The organism is Pseudomonas sp. OG7 (assembly GCF_014192825.1).
GTDB lineage: Bacteria > Pseudomonadota > Gammaproteobacteria > Pseudomonadales > Pseudomonadaceae > Aquipseudomonas > Aquipseudomonas monteilii.
This window is the reverse complement of the sequence record NZ_JACHYK010000005.1, coordinates 238,041-253,696: the sequence shown is the minus strand read 5'-3', so window position 1 is coordinate 253,696 and position 15,656 is coordinate 238,041. Positions and strand designations below refer to the sequence as shown.

Annotated in this window: 18 protein-coding genes and 2 tRNA genes; 6 read left to right on the top strand and 14 right to left on the bottom strand. The window is 55.5% G+C overall.

The genetic code is table 11. The features are described from left to right. Positions 1 to 47: 47 nt before the first annotated feature. Positions 48 to 1,271: a multidrug effflux MFS transporter gene (locus FHW75_RS14395; RefSeq protein ID WP_221212526.1), complete on the top strand. Its 1,224-nt coding sequence runs from the start codon at positions 48 to 50 to the stop codon at positions 1,269 to 1,271. Between the two features lie 325 nt (positions 1,272 to 1,596). Here the strand turns inward: FHW75_RS14395 and FHW75_RS14390 are convergent, their stop codons facing one another. Continuing rightward, positions 1,597 to 2,496 (bottom strand): LysR substrate-binding domain-containing protein, encoded by a 900-nt coding sequence (locus FHW75_RS14390; RefSeq protein ID WP_017516869.1) that lies wholly within the window; start codon positions 2,494 to 2,496, stop codon positions 1,597 to 1,599. Position 2,497: 1 nt separating this feature from the next. Here FHW75_RS14390 and FHW75_RS14385 point away from each other — a divergent pair, with 1 nt between their 5' ends. Next, on the top strand, positions 2,498 to 3,502 hold the full coding sequence (locus FHW75_RS14385) for a DMT family transporter (RefSeq protein ID WP_311649799.1): 1,005 nt from the start codon (positions 2,498 to 2,500) through the stop codon (positions 3,500 to 3,502). Positions 3,503 to 3,671: 169 nt separating this feature from the next. Here the strand turns inward: FHW75_RS14385 and FHW75_RS14380 are convergent, their stop codons facing one another. From FHW75_RS14380 to FHW75_RS26830, 5 genes are all read right to left on the bottom strand, one after another. After that, positions 3,672 to 4,037, bottom strand: coding sequence for a histone-like nucleoid-structuring protein, MvaT/MvaU family (locus FHW75_RS14380; RefSeq protein ID WP_003256619.1), 366 nt, complete (start codon positions 4,035 to 4,037; stop codon positions 3,672 to 3,674). 343 nt (positions 4,038 to 4,380) lie between these two features. After that, positions 4,381 to 4,947 carry a hypothetical protein gene (locus FHW75_RS14375; RefSeq protein ID WP_183673928.1) on the bottom strand — a complete coding sequence of 189 codons (567 nt, stop codon included), beginning with the start codon at positions 4,945 to 4,947 and terminating at the stop codon, positions 4,381 to 4,383. An 80-nt stretch (positions 4,948 to 5,027) separates the two neighbouring features. Beyond that, a complete protein-coding gene (locus FHW75_RS14370) occupies positions 5,028 to 5,411 on the bottom strand; it encodes a hypothetical protein (RefSeq protein ID WP_183673926.1) in 384 nt (127 codons plus the stop codon). A 2-nt stretch (positions 5,412 to 5,413) separates the two neighbouring features. Beyond that, complete coding sequence (locus FHW75_RS14365; protein WP_183673924.1) at positions 5,414 to 5,884, bottom strand: hypothetical protein; 471 nt, start codon at positions 5,882 to 5,884, stop codon at positions 5,414 to 5,416. A gap of 42 nt (positions 5,885 to 5,926) precedes the next feature. Beyond that, positions 5,927 to 6,325 (bottom strand): DUF6957 family protein, encoded by a 399-nt coding sequence (locus tag FHW75_RS26830; protein ID WP_311649795.1) that lies wholly within the window; start codon positions 6,323 to 6,325, stop codon positions 5,927 to 5,929. Positions 6,326 to 6,470: 145 nt separating this feature from the next. Between FHW75_RS26830 and FHW75_RS14360 the strand changes: the two genes are divergently transcribed. Next, positions 6,471 to 6,932, top strand: a complete 462-nt coding sequence (locus tag FHW75_RS14360) for a helix-turn-helix domain-containing protein (RefSeq protein ID WP_183673922.1) — start codon at positions 6,471 to 6,473, stop codon at positions 6,930 to 6,932. Positions 6,933 to 6,992: 60 nt separating this feature from the next. Here the strand turns inward: FHW75_RS14360 and FHW75_RS14355 are convergent, their stop codons facing one another. Beyond that, positions 6,993 to 7,205 carry a hypothetical protein gene (locus tag FHW75_RS14355; RefSeq protein ID WP_183673921.1) on the bottom strand — a complete coding sequence of 71 codons (213 nt, stop codon included), beginning with the start codon at positions 7,203 to 7,205 and terminating at the stop codon, positions 6,993 to 6,995. 193 nt (positions 7,206 to 7,398) lie between these two features. On the opposite strand from FHW75_RS14355, the gene FHW75_RS14350 reads away from it, so the two are divergent. After that, positions 7,399 to 7,986: a sce7726 family protein gene (locus FHW75_RS14350; protein WP_183673919.1), complete on the top strand. Its 588-nt coding sequence runs from the start codon at positions 7,399 to 7,401 to the stop codon at positions 7,984 to 7,986. On the opposite strand, the gene FHW75_RS14345 is transcribed toward FHW75_RS14350, so the two are convergent. Genes FHW75_RS14345 through FHW75_RS14335 form a run of 3 tightly spaced genes read right to left on the bottom strand, consistent with a single transcriptional unit; the run spans position 7,945 to position 10,517 of the window. Next, positions 7,945 to 9,021: a beta family protein gene (locus FHW75_RS14345; protein WP_183673917.1), complete on the bottom strand. Its 1,077-nt coding sequence runs from the start codon at positions 9,019 to 9,021 to the stop codon at positions 7,945 to 7,947. The two genes, FHW75_RS14350 and FHW75_RS14345, sit on opposite strands and share 42 nt — an antisense overlap. Beyond that, the gene (locus FHW75_RS14340) at positions 9,014 to 9,880 is read right to left on the bottom strand and encodes an ImmA/IrrE family metallo-endopeptidase (protein ID WP_183673915.1); all 867 of its coding nucleotides are present in this window, start codon (positions 9,878 to 9,880) and stop codon (positions 9,014 to 9,016) included. The genes FHW75_RS14345 and FHW75_RS14340 overlap by 8 nt, the downstream gene beginning before the upstream one ends. Further along, positions 9,873 to 10,517 (bottom strand): hypothetical protein, encoded by a 645-nt coding sequence (locus FHW75_RS14335; protein ID WP_260308776.1) that lies wholly within the window; start codon positions 10,515 to 10,517, stop codon positions 9,873 to 9,875. Before FHW75_RS14335 ends, FHW75_RS14340 begins: the two co-directional genes overlap by 8 nt. A 308-nt stretch (positions 10,518 to 10,825) precedes the next feature. Between FHW75_RS14335 and FHW75_RS14330 the strand changes: the two genes are divergently transcribed. Next, positions 10,826 to 11,515, top strand: coding sequence for a helix-turn-helix domain-containing protein (locus FHW75_RS14330; protein WP_183673911.1), 690 nt, complete (start codon positions 10,826 to 10,828; stop codon positions 11,513 to 11,515). 271 nt (positions 11,516 to 11,786) lie between these two features. On the opposite strand, the gene FHW75_RS14325 is transcribed toward FHW75_RS14330, so the two are convergent. Next, positions 11,787 to 11,858, bottom strand: a tRNA-Arg gene (locus tag FHW75_RS14325). 404 nt (positions 11,859 to 12,262) lie between these two features. Next, entirely contained in the window at positions 12,263 to 12,856 is a 594-nt protein-coding gene (gene phnN, locus FHW75_RS14320) for a phosphonate metabolism protein/1,5-bisphosphokinase (PRPP-forming) PhnN (protein WP_019099590.1), read from the bottom strand. 345 nt (positions 12,857 to 13,201) lie between these two features. Here phnN and FHW75_RS14315 point away from each other — a divergent pair, with 345 nt between their 5' ends. Beyond that, positions 13,202 to 13,528, top strand: a complete 327-nt coding sequence (locus FHW75_RS14315; protein ID WP_003254499.1) for an Arc family DNA-binding protein — start codon at positions 13,202 to 13,204, stop codon at positions 13,526 to 13,528. Positions 13,529 to 13,661: 133 nt separating this feature from the next. Here the strand turns inward: FHW75_RS14315 and mgtE are convergent, their stop codons facing one another. Both mgtE and FHW75_RS14305 read right to left on the bottom strand, forming a co-directional pair. Further along, a complete protein-coding gene (gene mgtE / locus FHW75_RS14310) occupies positions 13,662 to 15,104 on the bottom strand; it encodes a magnesium transporter (protein ID WP_016711838.1) in 1,443 nt (480 codons plus the stop codon). 397 nt (positions 15,105 to 15,501) lie between these two features. Next, positions 15,502 to 15,578: transfer RNA gene (locus tag FHW75_RS14305), tRNA-Arg, on the bottom strand. Between the last annotated feature and the right edge of the window lie 78 nt (positions 15,579 to 15,656).

Here is a 15,656-nt window from a genome sequence, read left to right as displayed (position 1 = left end):
GCCTTCAAGACGAGGTACAGAATTCATTTGCTAGAGATGAACAGCGCATGAGCGACGACCAAATGCCGCAGGTAGCTGCTATCCGAACCGATAGCTCGAACCCTGCTTCGAATATCACGACGCTGCACACAGGTGCTGTGCTGCTCCTCGCAGCACTGGCAGCTATGGGGGCACTGGCAACGAACATAATCCTGCCGGCATTCCCTTCAATGGCACGCGACCTGGGAGCCTCAATCAGCCAGCTGAGTGGAACGCTGAGTAGCTTTTTCCTGGTGTTCGGACTGGGACAGTTGGTAGTGGGCCCGCTATCGGATCGCTTTGGCCGGCAACGCCTGGTGCTGTCCGGCTTGGCCATTTTCATGCTCGGAAGTGTCGTGTGCGCATTGGCAGATTCTCTACCCGCACTCATTGCAGGGCGGAGCATTCAGGCGTTGGGCGTGTGCGCTACAGCAGTGTTATCACGTGCCATTGCTCGTGACTTGTATGACGGTGAAGAGCTGGCACGAGCCTTATCCCTAACCATGGTCGCTATGGCAGCTGCTCCAGGATTCTCTCCATTGATCGGCGGCATTTTGAGTGACGCGATAGGGTGGAGAGCTTTGTTCATCATCATCGCGATGGTGGCGTTGGCACTAGCGCTGATTTACAGAATGCGCCTGGGTGAGACACATTCACCGGACAGGCGCTCGCCGCTGTCGGTAGAGGCGGTCTCTCGAAGCTATGCCGCGCTGATCCGCGACCGTAGGCTGATGTCCCCAGGCCTGTCTGTTAGCTTGGTGATAGGCGCGCTCTACGCATTCTTTTCCATGGCACCGGCGATCCTACTCACTGGCTTCAAGTTGTCGTCGCTGCAGTTCGGGCTTTTCTTCGCAATGACAGTCGTGCTCGTGTTCACCGCCGGCCTGATAGCACCACGCGTGGCCAATCGCTGGGGGCAAATGACAGCGGCACGCATCGGCCTGGTGGTCGCCCTGGCCGGCAGCCTGGTTCTGCTGTGGGGCCCAACCGACTTCAAATTCTTCTGTATCGCACTGAGCATTTTCCTCTTGGGTATGGGTCTGTTTAACCCACTCGGCACCGCTATCGCGCTGCATCCATTCGGCAAGCAGGCCGGTGCTGCTTCAGCGCTGCTGGGCTTCATGCAGATGGGGTGTGCCGCGTTGGCCATCACCTGCGGCACCCTGCTCGCCCTGCCCCCGTATACGATGCTTGGGGTCGTGCTCGTGGGCGCGATGGCTACTGCGTTCGTGTGCTTCTTGACTGCCGAATAACGACCAAGGCAGAACGGCTGAACAAGTCGCACCGGGACTAAACTGCAGCCACAAAAAAGGGGAGCTTTCGCTCCCCTTTGTGTTTCACCGAGTCCTAAGGAAGGGTGCAATCCGCTTCCGACTTGAGCTGACGCCACCCTGAGGGCACCTGGCCGCTCCACTCACTTCATCTGGACAACAACCTTGCCTTTCGCTCGCCCCTGCGCCAGATAAGCTAGCGACGGCATTATGCGGTTGAGCAACTTGATCAGGGATAGTCGATGAAGAATGCCAGGCTAATACACCACGGCGAGAGCGCCGCCAACGCTTGCGAGCCCACCAGGGATCACGCGAGCAGACGCTCCTCTTCGGCCCGCTTGATCAACCACTGTTTGAGGATGGCTGCTGCCGGACGCAACTGTGTGCCCCGCAGGTGCACCAGGAAATAACCCTTACTGACTGGTAGGGTCAGCTCAAAAGGCTCTATGAGGGAACCGTCTTGAACCTCTAGCTGGGTAAGAATTGAGCTACTCAAAACTACCCCTTGGCCGTGACGGGCAGTCTCTATAGCCAATATGGATTGATCGAAGTGCTGGCTTGGAATTGCAGAAATTTGGGCTTTAGACAATCGAGTGTGCATTTCCAACCACTGAGGCCAATGAGGCAGTAAGGTGGTTTGAAGGAGTGTAACTCGCACCAGATCCTCGGGGTTGTTCAGTGAATGCTTCCGAGCATAAGCAGGTGCGCAGTAAAGTCGAGCCTCGTCAGCGTAAAGCAGTGTCGAGTCTAAGCTGGGGTCATTGCCGTCAAAATAGCGGATAGCAAGATCAACTCGATCACGCTCAAAGTCTATCAAGGTTGTCGATGCACTCAGGTGCAACGAGATATCCGGTCTGAAGCTGAGAAAGTCTCCCATTCGTGAGGCGAACCATTTTGCGGCTAGGGTTGGTGGCATGGACAACCACACCTCGTTTGCCTGATCCATACGCAACTCATCACTGGCCCTCTGAATTCGCATCAGCGAAGCCTGGATATCTTCCCAATAGCGGATAGCCGCAATTGTTGGCTGTATTTGCCTTACTGAACGCACGAACAATGCAGTGCCCAACCATGCCTCGAGCTTCTGAATCTGCTGCCCTATGGCGCCAGGGGTGACATGAAGCTCTCGTGCCGCCTCACTGAAGCTGTTGTGTCTCATGGAGGCGTCGAATGCCACGAGCGCTTTGAAGGGAGGGAACCGATTCATAGTGAAGTTTTTCTATATCATGGCCTTCAGAAAGTCGATTGTCTCACCCCAGGAAGCTGTTTTAAATAACGAGCTCACGCTGCTTTGGGATTGCTCAATGAACAAGCTGGTCTACCCCGCCTTTGGCCTTTTAGGACTGATTTGGGGAACTAATTTTATCTTCATGAAATGGGCTGCCGTGCTGATTTCACCCATCCAAATCGTTCTACTCCGCGTTCTGTTCGGCTTCCTCCCCATACTTCTCCTGGCTATATCACGTAGGGCCTTGAGCTGGTCAGATCTACGGCAATCGCATCACTTCATCGTCATGGCACTTCTAGCTACGGCGCTTTACTACCTCGCCTTCGCCAAAGGCACTGCGCTGTTACCATCAGGCATCGCAGGAATGCTCAGTGGTGCCATACCTCTATTCACATTTCTGACAGCATTTCTCTTTTTGCGCCAAGAGCCCATCACTCGGATGACCATCACAGGGCTGGTCATTGGCTTCTTCGGTGTGATGCTGATAGCCCGGCCCTGGAACGCCTCTGCTGACGGTATCTCGTTCAGTGGCGTGCTATTCATGATCGGTGGGTCTCTAAGCCTTGGCTGCTCGTTTGTGTATGCGAGAAAGTTTCTGGTAGATAAGAATCTGTCCCCTCTCGCGCTCTCGACTTATCAAATAGGTTTTGCGCTGCTGTTACTCCTGGTGACTACCAGCTTCGATGGTATGGAGCGGATCACAAGCGAACCTGTCGCCTTGACTGGCCTAGTCTTGGGTCTAGGCGTCATGGGCACTGGGGTTGCTTACGTTCTGTACTATTTTTTAGTCCAGCAGCTCGGGGCGCTCAAGGCTGCAGGGGTGACTTACGTCCCACCGGTAGTGGCGTTGGCAATTGGCACCATTCTTGTGAATGAGCCTATCCACGCCTCGGATCTGCTGGCACTGGCTTGCATCATCGTCGGGGTCTACGTTCTGCAAAAAGGGAAAACAGCGGCACCGCCAGTGCGTGAAATAAAGCCTTGAGATCCTACCCGCAGCTCTCGATCTGCAGTGAGCTGCGGGTCGAGTCCACCGGGTTATGATTCTCCACGACGGGATTTAGGCTGTCGTTAAAGAGGTCTTTTCCTCAGAGAGGTTATGTCGCCGGACACTAAGGCTGCGAATCGCAGCCACTCCGCCAAAGGTGCGGCGATTACTGACGCCACGACTCCACGGCCTCGGCGCCATGCTCGGCTTTCCAGGCCTTGAGGATGGCGTGGTTGCCACCCTTGGTCTGAATCAGTTCGCCGTTATGCGGGTTCTTGTAAGTCTTCACTTCACGTGGCTTACGAGTCGCTTTCTCCTGAGAGGCTGGAGCAGCAGCACGACCGCGAGCTTGAGGGTCAAGAATGCTGATCACCTCGCGGAGGCTGAAACCGTACTCACCAAGCAGGGCACGGAGTTTGTTCTCAAACTCCATTTCAGCCTGAATGGCACCGTCATTTTTCATCGCTTCCAATTCTGCGAGCTGCTGAGCAAGCTGGCGTTCAAGGCGGCGGAAATCTGCAAGACGAGACATGGGAGTGTTCCTTGGGCGCTATGATCGGGTCAGATTACAGAAATCGCCGAGGAAAGTCTTAGTCATCTCAGGTCGAGCTTGCCAGAGAGTTTGTAGCTCAGTGAAGCTGACTCGCCTTCTAAAAACTAGCGATGTAACGCATTTCCTGGAATGTAACAGCGCCAAGGTTACATTCCCAAAACCACGTTACAAGCCCCACAAAGAGGGTTTTCGACCAAACTGCAAGCGGAGCGCGCAGGCCACGGATGGCTGAAGGTGTGAGGATGGAAGCCCGCAGGGCAAGGCCACACGAATGTGGGGCCTGGTTCACGACAGCCGACCGCGAATGCGGCACGCCCTGAAGTCAGCGGTGCAGCTTGCTGAAACGCTCTACTAATAGGGCGGGTGCAATCGACTTCCACGTATCGAGAACTGAGGTTTTGTGAAATAGGTAAATACCGCAACCCACAAAGAATCCCCCTGTCAGCAGTCCTACGACTGAGGCGCCCGAGTTGATAAAAGACCACTGCAGCGACATCGAGCGGCTGCCCATCAAAAAATCTGCTCCGAAGACCAGGGCAATCCAACTCAAAACAAATGCCACAGCAGCCCAGATCGCAGCAATTACCCAGAAATGCAGCTGCACTTTATAACGCATGCTCGGCACGCGCAGGAGCCTTCCGCTGGCAGTCTTGGCTGCAAGAACAATTGCGGTATTTTTAACCTTATTTTTTGAGTTCTGCACGAGAGCATAGAACTCAACATGAGACCCTTTTTCCAGATCTTCATAGATCTGAATCGGAACTTTGACATTGGGAATTAATATCCCATCAACTTTCATGATGACCTGCACGAAACCCGTGAGATGCTCGAAAACTCGAATATCCTCTAGGCAGCCAGCAAATTTCAGGTATTCAAACTTTATAAACACTTACAGCTCCTTGCTCGGGCCCAAATTTCAGGCAGGGGGAGGCCTTGGGCACACCTTGGCGTGCTCAGGCTCGATCTAAATCAGTGCAGCTGTGTATTGGGGAAACGGTCTCCAACAAGGCGGCAAAAATCCCTCAGGCTCCGGCGCCCACCATCACGGCGAAAAGTAGCCACGACGTACTTGGAGTTCATGGTCGTGATCACCCAGAACCTACCTTCTTTCTTAATAGCCACGATGTCGGATGTCTGGATCAGATGCCCATCAGCAAACCGACCATGAGGCCCTTGCCGAACGTGCCCAAAAACCACGCCAACGGCACTCAGTCGATGAATGTGGACATTCACCAGAAACGCGGTGATCTCGCCCTCATACCGCTGGCCTACAGCCCGAGCGATCCGCAGCAGATCGAAATCGCTGTAGCGCTTAACGTGGAAGTCGACCGCTACCGTGTTGTCCTCTGTCATGCCTACGCCCTCCGGGGCTCTGATGCAGCACTGGCCTGAGCCATACCCCGTCGATACAGCTCTTTGACGTCGTTCAGGGAGTCGGCACCGAAACCAGCCTCATGCGTATCGACGTACACAGCACCACCTTCTACTTCCAGAACACAGACGGCCACACCAGCTTGGTTGTGTCCCATGGAGAGCGACATGAGCTTCTCCATCTTCCAACCGGCATCCTTGTTCATCCAGCTCGGGGTAACGGCTTGGACTTCATGCACAACGAGATCTTCATCCTGAGCAACCAGCAGCTCGACGAGACGCATCTCATCGTTGAGCATCTCTTCGTAGGCAACGAACCGATCCTCATGCCGGCGCTTGAGGCTGACGTGATACCAGTGAGTGGCCAGAGACCGGGTGACTGCATGAAAGTGAGCAAGGCCGTCCCCAAACATACCGACAGGGCCAGCCTGGTCTTGCGTGCTAATGCGGAACATCGTGGATCTCATCTGGGCAAGCCCACCTATGGGGCCTGCGGGTCAACATAAGCTAAATATTGTCTTCAGCGAGGCGGTCTGCTCACGACCAGGGCCAACCAGGACGTACACGGTGTTGCGCGTTTCGAACATGCACACACCGTCATAGGTCTTGCACAGCGTCGAGCGCACCCATCCCCCTGGCGGGAATCGCCCCTCGCTGTCGTAGTTGACGCAATGGGAGTACAGGAACATCGGCTGCAGGCCTACAGACCGAACTCTGTCCAGCGACTCCTGTGGCTCATCAACGTGGAAGATGAGCCAGTCCTCAACCAGGCAATACGGCCTGCGAGGAAAGCGTTCGGCAAGTATTGCCTCAATTTCGAGTTGGGACAGCGACGTCCCAGCGGAAGAGACGTGCCCTTCCTGGAGCAGCTCGTGCTCTACGGAGCTATCAGTCACCAATTACCTCGGTATTCAGAACGACGAGGTGATGTGCGAACGGGGAACGTAGCGGCAGATCGCCATTCGACTCACTCAAACCAATATATCTGTTTGAGCGAGTCTAGGCAAACGAGGCATACCGTCTCCTTTTGCGGAGGCAGAAATGCCGCTACGCCACTCTCTCGCCGCCGTGCTCCAGTCGCTGCGAACGCAGCAAGGCCTGTCTCAACAGGAGATCTCTGGCCTTCTTCGCCAACAAACGATCAGCGAACTGGAAGCGGCTCGCTTCACGGCCACCATCGATACCGTGAAGGATCTGGCCATTTCGTTGAACATCAGCCCAGCTACCTTGTTCGCCATGGTCATCGCAGCTGAAAACCAACAGACGACTCACCAGGTGCTGATCGATGCAATCGTGGAGGCAGAGGCATTGGGGAGAGCCAACGAGATTATGGAACGGCAGCCTCGGGAGATTGAGCATCCGCGAGTGACGGCTGCTAGAGAGAAGTGGAGGGCAGTGCAGGCGCTAAAAAAAGACGGCCTCACGCAGGCTGAGGTGTCTCGTGCGTTGGGGTACTCAAAGGGCACTGTGTGGCGGCTTTGGGAGCGGGAGCCTGGTAGCTAACCCTCAGCCCTCTTCAACACATCCCGTGCACTGACGCACTTCGGCGTCGACTGCATAGGCCTAGGGTTTGCGGACAAAATGCTTCAACCTCTCCCGCGCCTCCAACACCTGCTCACGTATCTCTTCAGGGTCGATGGACATGCGGCCCTCTGGCGTCACCTTGAGAGTCTTGAGGCTGTTCACCGCTTCGATGAACTCACGCTCACGTTGCTTTTCCCACTCAGGGCGGCGGTCGGGGAACAGCCAGGCGACAAGGCGGTCGAGGATGATCATGTGCTGCTCCGGTGATGCAGGTGGTAGCGAAGATGCGCGGCTAGCCTACCACCCGAACGCTCCAAACCAGAATCGACATTCCCTGGCACCATAGCGCTATAGGTCGGGACGTGCCCAGGAAGAGGCGAGCGCACTCCACAACGGGGAGCGTCATAGGCTAAAATATTGCGTTTGCGCCCGCCTGGAGCTCTGAGTGCTCAGAGATAAAGAAATCCGAACCGCTTTAGTTGACCACTTAATGAGGCGGTCGCCTAAACCTGCTCGCGTGCTCGAAGAGCTCACCATCGATAATGGCAACGCCATTGCCGACGTAGTTGCCTGCTACCGAGAGATGCATTGCTACGAAATCAAAGGCGAAACAGATAATGTTCGAAGGATTCTGTCGCAGTCGGAGTTCTACTCCAGATCATTCCCGAAACTGACCTTGGTGACCACTGAGAATCATGTGCGTTGGGCAATGGAAAAGATCCCTTCCTACTGGGGCATCATGCTCGCCACACCAGGTAAACATCGGACAATGTTGCGTTACGTCCGCAAGGCCGGCACCAATCCAATGTTCTCCAAGAAAGATGCCCTTCTCATGCTTTGGAAAGCAGAGTTGACGGCCATTGCGACCGCACACCCTGAAGTGATCTTCAAAAAGTCTTTCAATCGTGACGATATTGCTGAGCAAATCAGCTATCAGTTGAGCCGTGACGACGCCCTGGCAGGAATCCAAGGCGCCCTCATCGAAAGGCGCTCAAATGTTGTTAACCACGAAAGTGATGTGAGCGGCGGTTGAGCTTTTAATCCAAGTTCCTGGGTTACCTGTCTTTTTCGACCGTACCGGAGCCTTATAGCTTCGATCATGAATGTACTGCTCGCCAAATGAATAGTGCGGCGTAATTAGTCTAAAGAATGGCTCATCCACAAGCACATCAGAAATATCGAAATACTGTGTGAACTTGTGAGTTTTGAAACGTCGCCCACGTGCAATGAAGAAGCTATCGCCATAGGTGTAGAAAACCTTCGGCGCTGCTCGACTACTAATATACTCGGGCTCCATCTCGAAGTCCGAATACTCTGGGCTGACCACTCCATAGTCTCCAAACAAGACTCCCTTGAAGGCAGGGGTAGCGTTCAGAGCACGCCACAGCCTGTACTCCTCCCGAGGGATATGGGCTTTGGAGTTTGTCGCGACTAGCCCTGCGATAGATGCAGGCACTACTGACCCCGAGACAACCACCTTGGCACCTGGGAAGTCACCCTGGAAGCTGGCTACAAACCTTTCCACTTTCTTCTTGGAATCGGCTGGGTCTTCGATGATACGCAGGTCGATCAGAAGGATGACATTGTCAGGTTTGGCGACCGCCAAGTCCGCCCAAAGCGCCTGAAGATTGCTCTTCGTGAGGTTGTAGCTTTCGATGTCGATCATCTGGAGGCGGATGCCGACATCAGTGCCAGGTCGCGACTTCACGAAATCAAGCGCCGCAACGTTATGATCCGGGTGCCGATCAAAGGCCAGAACGGGCATAACTCGATAATCCGACAGCATTGTCAGCACAGCCCGGTACTGCGGGACACCCCCCAGATCAACACTGTCATCGACGTCGAAATTGTCGACGAAAAACTTGTAATCTATGTCCTTCCCACGAGCATTGCCTAGTTCTTTATCTGCAATCCTCAAGCGGTCAATGACCTCAGCTTCATCCATCACTTTCTGCGTTCGGGGAATGTCGTACATCGGAGCGATTTGATCGCGAATGCCTCCGTCCAACACTCCTACGCTTTGGATCTCATTCTGCTTAAGCTTCAGAAAAGGAACATATTTAATCATTGGCAAACCCGAAAGCGCTTTTAACGTCCATAGAGTGATGCAATTCAGGGTAAAGCTTGTAGTTCTTGGCTTGGTGACGAATCATCCCCGCCATGATGGACGGATGCACTTCAGCCTTAGCGCAAATATCCAAAAGTTGTTTCTTGTTGGCCCTGACATTCCAAGCCGTCCGCCAGTATTGCCGAGAGACCAGGCTATCTTTGGCAATGATGTTCGCCTCGACTTCGCGATCAGAGTCGTTGTCTTCCTCAAGGTCATCCAGGATCGGATTATCGAGATAGTCGTAATGCATGTGGATATGGGCAAGCTCATGCATAAGCGTGAACCAGAAGTTATCGTAGCGGTTGTATCGAAGCGCTATGCCAACAACGGGCGTCCCCTGCGACAACTTGAAGGTACACCCATCCATTTTCATCGACTTGAAACCCGGCTCCACCACCAGAAGCACGCCATAGGACTCAGCCAGAACATCCACCAGGGTGGTGATGTTTTCAGGCTTGAGGCTCAGGAGCGCGATCTGCCGGAGGTGTTGAGCGCTCAGCCCCTGGAAATCAGGCATCCTCCGGCTCAGCACGGCGAACTTGGACTTCTCGTTGATCAGGGACAACCAGGCCTGGATCTTGGTCTCTTCCGCCGAGTCATTCTTGCGATAGAGCACGGCCTTGTTGTTGGTCGCGTTGAGGGCGAGCCGAATGATGAAGTCGTCATACGCCTCACCAGGCCGCGCATGCGCCTTGGCATCTGCCGGCTTCAGCGCTTTCTTCAAGCTGGACAGCGCCGCCGTAAACTCAACCGCAGCATCCCGCGAGGACGGATAAACCTCGAAGTCGCCTGGTAGCCCTTCTGGAGAGTCAGACATGCTGAGCCTCCCCTGCCAGCTTACCCGCTATATCAGGAGGCGCTTCGAAGTAGCGCAGGTTCTCTTTGTCGGCATCAGCGTCGTACTCAATCATGCCGAGGTAGCGGTAATACCCTTCCGCTGTCGGTAGCGAGTGCAAGCAGAAGCCTGGACGGTAGCCCAGCTGGTTGATGGCGAAGTGGGAGGCATGGGCGATCAGGATCCGACTAACGTTGCCGAACTGCTTCACATATTTCGGTCGATCCCGGTTCCAGTAGGCGGACGCGACGTAGTCGATGTAGAAAATGCGCTCCCCATCCAGGCGGCTTTCCTTGGGATGGTAGATGACGCAGGTCGCCTGGATCCGCCTTTGGGCACTCAGGAAGAACCAGTGGTAGTCATCGCTACGGAAGGCGAACGCCTTATCGAGCCAGCTCCAATGGAAATCCGTCAGGCCATACGCCGGCAATTGATCGAAAAGCACGTTGGGGTCATTAGCGGCAGCAGGGACATCCGCCATCAGCTGCCTCAGAATCTGGCGCTTCTCGGCATCCCACTGTTCGTTCAGCTGGAACACGTACATGGGTGCCAGACCCTGGTGGATCTGGTACGGCACGTCCTGCCCCGTGTGACGGCACTTCAGCGTTGGCTCACTCATCACCGCGCCCATCGCTCAAGGCGCAGCACTCGGCTAGTCCGAATGTCATGTGGAAATCCCTCTCCGTACTGATGGCCAGATAATGCCACCAATGATCACTGGCCTCAACGCTCGCCTCATGGCGTCAAGATTCCATTGGGCACCATTCTAGACGCTATATTTGGGGGCAAATTGGCCTGCCGCATATTGCCTTTTTCGGCTGGGCTGGTTCTGTCGGAAAGCACACTGTCGGGTGCGTGTCGTGTCGCCTCAATCCGCGCTTCTTCATACTCGGCTCATCACATCAGCCAAGCGGCAGGAGACACGGTATGAGCATCTTCGACACAGCTGAAAAACGCGTATTGAGCAAGAGCGAACTGGGTCTAGTGATCAAGCATATCCGCGAGCTTCGCCAATGGTCTCAGGGCACCCTGGCACAGCTTGCTCACACTACCGAGCGAACCATCCAGCGCATTGAGGCAGGCTCTGGAGCAAGCCTGCATACCCTGCGGGCCTTGGCTGTGGCGTTCGATTTCAAGGACATCGACGCCTTCACCAAGCCTATGGCCATCCCTACAGACGAGCAACTGCAGGCGGCCCGTGAACAGTTCGAGAAGAAGTACATCACGAGCAAAGCTCTGAAGGTCGAGTCTGGCAGGTTCTTGGCGAAGCTTGCCGCCGAGAGTGTAGGCGACTACATCGAGCCGGCGTTTGAGCTTTCCCGAGAGCAGGTCGTAATTTTCGCAGAATTGACGGACTATGTACGTGAGTACCGCGACTGCGCGGAGCTCTACACAAGCACGTCACTCCTACAGGTCTTTGAGGAACTTCAGAATCTTCTGACGCGCCTGGGCGATCAAGGCGTCACGCTCCGTTATGCGACTCTGCAAGTCCTACAGAAAACCTCTCAACCTCAACAAGAACTGCAGCTTATGGGGCAGGTGCTTTACATAGTGGGGTTCAGTGAAGGGGAAGCGCCAGATGAGATCGCCCTGCCAAGAAAAATCAGCTTCTGGTAACGCCTAATTTCAGCCACCTGCAACGATGCCTGTTTAAACAGTTAAGGGTTGCCAGGGCAACTTTCGTTATTTTGCCGGATAGGAATGGCCCACTGGCGATCCACACCGATCACCGCCAGCGTGGAACAACCTGATTAAAAACCCATCAACAAAAAAGCCACCCTATGGTGGCTTTCATGCTATGCCTCGCGGCGAATTCAAAAATGGTGCTTGGCTGCACCAAGCGTTCAGCTACAAGCATGAGTCAGGGCGCTCAGTGCTTGAGATGATGCGTCCCCTGCTGGAATCGAACCAGCATCTAGCCCTTAGGAGGGGCTTGTTCTATCCGTTAAACTAAGGAGACACCAAGCATTGCTATCTTACGTAAAACCAAGGACTTAGGAAAGGTACCCATCACTCCACCCTCCCTTCGCTGCCCACCTTTTCAATCCTCTAATCCAAAGAGGCAGGGCTGCTAGCTTGACCTTTACTTCTGCAGTGGAGCCATGAGCGCTCCGACGCTGTCAGCCCTAGAGTCCGTAGCGGACTCCCCTGCAATCCAGGCCATTCCCTTTGTGCAGTAAAACATTGTCCTGATAAGAACCTGCAACCTTCCCCTTAGGAGGGGGATGCTCTATCCAATTGAGCTACTGAGACGCAAGCACCGGCAGCGAGCGCTGCACAGCGGGACGGCCAGCATGTTAACCAGCATGCTGGCGTTTGTCATGCCTCTACCTGGCTTTTTCGCGTAATCCTTTTCTGGCACTGCTACACCGGCGGCAGCACACCTTCATCGCGAAGCAACCCGAACAGGGCCGCGACCGCTGCCTCCAGGCTTGTCGAGTTGTCCAGCACATGCACCGAAGGATCGGACAACACCTGCAAACGAGCACTACGCGCCAACCGCTGTTCAACCTCCTCAACGCTTTCGCGGCCCCGGGCCAGCAAGCGCTGGCGCAGCACCTCCGGCCTGACCTCGACCAGCACTGCCAACATGTCCGGGTAACGCTGACGCGCTTCGGGCAGGTAAGCCCGCGAGCCATTCACCAGCACCGCCTTGCCCGCCGCCAACCACTCATCCACCTGCCGAGGAATGCCATACCCCAGGCCATTGGCCCGCCAGCACATGGCAAATGCCCCCTGCGCACACAAGGTTTCAAACTGTTCCGCCGTGACCCCTTGGGCAGCTTCGCCCTTGGCTTCGGCCGAGCGGGTAATGACCCGACGGGCAACCTCTACCCCGGCGGCTGCCAGCCGCTCACGCGAAGCGTCGATCAGGGAATCTTTTCCCGAACCGGACGGTCCTACCAGAAATATCAGCCGGCCTGTCCCTGATCGGCGGTCGCTTGCGTCATGTTGCATAGCCACTATGCTCTATGGAGGGAAACCGGCGCATTCTAGGGGTTTTCCTGTCCTTTTGCTGTGTTTTACCAGTTTTTGACGGCAAAAGACTGACAGTCAGGCAAGCCGGAGCATGTAAAACTTTTCAAACCAGTGCTCATTTCTGATAATTGGTACTGGCATAAAGCCTTTATCCGGCCCACTATTTGTCACAGAATTGACGCCAAGGAAACGGCGACCATGAGGCAAGATGAGCATCCATTTTTCACTGACGGTTGAACATTTTGTCGTCGCCACGGTCGTATTTCCACCCCGTGCGGCCAATTTGAGAACCGCTTCCCCTGAACCAAACTCCGGTCAATTTATATGCGCCCAATGAAACAGGCTATTTATTCGAGCCGCACCGCTGACAAGTTCGTCGTCCGCCTGCCAGACGGGATGCGTGAGCGCATTGCCGAGGTAGCGCGCAACCATCACCGCAGCATGAACTCCGAAATCATCGCGCGCCTGGAGCAGAGCCTTATCCAGGAAGGTGCTTTGGGTGACGAGCTGAGCATGCGCCTGGACAGCCCTGAGCTGTCCCTGCATGAGCGCGAGTTGCTGCAGCGCTTCCGCCAACTGTCCCACCGCCAGCAGAATGCCTTGGTCGCCCTCATCGCTCACGATGTGGAAATGGCCGCCGACGCCTCCTGAGGCCTGCAAGCGAGCACAAAAAAGCCAGCGTAAGCTGGCTTTTTTTATGGGGGCTATCTGAAGCAAACGCAGCCCTCTGCAGGAGCGGCCTTTCGCGGCACAAGGCCGCTCCTGCAAAGGATTGTGTTTGGGCTTAGAGAAGGAACAACGTGGCCAGGCCAAGGAAGATGAAGAAGCCGCCACTGTCGGTCACGGCAGTGATCATCACACTCGCGCCCATCGCCGGGTCGCGCCCCAAGCGGGCCAATGTCATCGGGATGAGCACACCCATCAGCGCCGCCAGTAACAGGTTCAAGGTCATCGCTGCAGTCATCACCACGCCCAGCGACCAGCTACCGTACAACCAGAAAGCCACGGCACCAATGACTCCGCCCCACACCAGGCCGTTGATCAGCGACACCGCCAGTTCCTTGCGCATCAGGCGGCTGGTATTGCCCGGCGATACCTGGTCCAGTGCCATGGCGCGGACAATCATGGTGATGGTCTGGTTGCCCGAGTTGCCACCAATACCCGCAACGATGGGCATCAACGCAGCCAGGGCCACCAGCTTTTCGATCGACCCCTCGAACACCCCGATCACTCGCGAAGCGAGAAACGCAGTAATCAAATTGATCGCCAACCACGCCCAGCGGTTGCGGAACGAGCGCCAGACCGAGGCGAAGATGTCTTCCTCTTCACGCAGACCCGCCATGTTGAGGACTTCGCTCTCGCTCTCTTCACGGATCAGGTCGACCATCTCGTCAATGGTCAAACGGCCGATCAGGCGCTCGCCCTTGTCTACGACAGGTGCCGATACCAGGTCGTAACGCTCGAAAGCCTGCGCCGCATCATAGGCATCTTCCTCGGGCTGGAAGGATACCGGGTCGGTCGCCATGACCTCCGCCACCTTCTTCTCCGGGTCGTTGACCAGCAGGCGCTTGATGGGCAACACACCCTTGAGGATGCCGTCGTAATCGACCACGAACAGTTTGTCGGTGTGGTTGGGCAGCTCTTTCAGGCGGCGCAGGTAGCGCAGCACCACTTCTAGGCTGACGTCTTCGCGGATGGTGACCATCTCGAAGTCCATCAGCGCACCGACCTGCTCCTCGTCGTAGCTCAGCGCCGAACGCACACGTTCGCGTTGCTGGGCATCGAGGGTTTCCATCAGCTCATGGATAACGTCGCGCGGTAGCTCTGGGGCCAGGTCGGCCAGCTCGTCGGCGTCCATTTCCTTGGCGGCGGCCAGCAGCTCGTGATCGTCCATGTCAGCGATCAGCGATTGACGAACCGAGTCGGATACTTCCAGCAGGATGTCGCCATCGCGGTCCGAGCGCACCAGCTGCCAGACCGTCAGGCGGTCTTCCAGGGGCAAGGCTTCGAGGATATAGGCGATGTCGGCGGGGTGCAGGTCATCGAGCTTACGCTGCAGCTCGACGAGGTTCTGGCGGTGGACGAGGTTTTCCACCAGGTCGTTGTGCGCGCCCTCCTGGCGGTGAGTCAGGTCTTCGACCACACGCTGGCGCTGCAGCAGTTCGACCACCTGGGCCAGGCGATCCTGCAGGCTCTCTTGCGCTTTTTTTACTTCTACTTCAGTCATAGGCGAACTCCACTCCCAGCAGCGGAGCACGCCGGGAGAATCAATCGGTCAGATCTTTCTGTATGAATCGTGTTAGCGAGTAACTACTGGGTAAGTCCATGGTGGTTTTCCACAAGCCCCGGCGGGGCTGACGGGCGCAATCATACACTGCTAAAGCTGTCAGATCGCTTAAATTTTTGGCCAGAACAATCGTTTGCGTGATAAAGCTGGGACAACGCTCGAAGCTATCAGTGCGACGGTTGTTGTGGATGGGAAAGCACATTTGTTTTGGTTGCCGCACGGCGGCGCCAAGCTACACCACAATCATTACAGAAGAGCGTAGATCGACATCACCAACAATTCATTGGCGCAGAAAAACAAAAAGCCCGCTCAAATGAGCGGGCTTCTTGATGGGGTATGGCGGACTCAGCAGGATTCGAACCTGCGACCGCTCGGTTCGTAGCCGAGTACTCTATCCAGCTGAGCTATGAGTCCGTGGTGGTAGTTTTAGACCAGGTTACCACTGGTTGACTGAAACAGCTTTGCAAGCAGAGCCACTTCAAGAAAGTGGCG